1 pseudogene is annotated in these 260 nt (G+C 51.9%); it reads right to left on the bottom strand.

Annotated features, from left to right (window positions below):
• Positions 1–119 (bottom strand): annotated as a pseudogene (gene ybdZ, locus V0R37_RS22580) (enterobactin biosynthesis protein YbdZ); the annotation flags it as partial.
• Between the last annotated feature and the right edge of the window lie 141 nt (positions 120–260).

Here is a 260-nt window from a genome sequence, read left to right as displayed (position 1 = left end):
ACAATGTCCCAGCCTGCCGGTAAGACGCATTGTTGCGGCCACAGACTGAATTGCCCCTGCGCATTGCGCAATATGTAAAACGCTCCCTGCGGATCATCGAAGGGATTACTGAATGCCATATTCAACTCCTGTCATGGAAAAGTGGTTGCCAGAGGTCGATTAGCCCCTGCATCAAGCCACCGCGCCAACAAAGCGCATCATGTCCGCCGTCAACCTGACGCCAGAAAATGGATTCTTTTATGGGGTGTAATTGCGCATAC

Origin of the sequence: Pollutimonas rozaliensis, assembly GCF_048751585.1 — a bacterium.
Taxonomy (GTDB): domain Bacteria; phylum Pseudomonadota; class Gammaproteobacteria; order Burkholderiales; family Burkholderiaceae_B.
The sequence above is the reverse complement of the archived record's forward strand: the minus strand, read 5'-3'. Positions and strand labels throughout refer to the sequence as shown.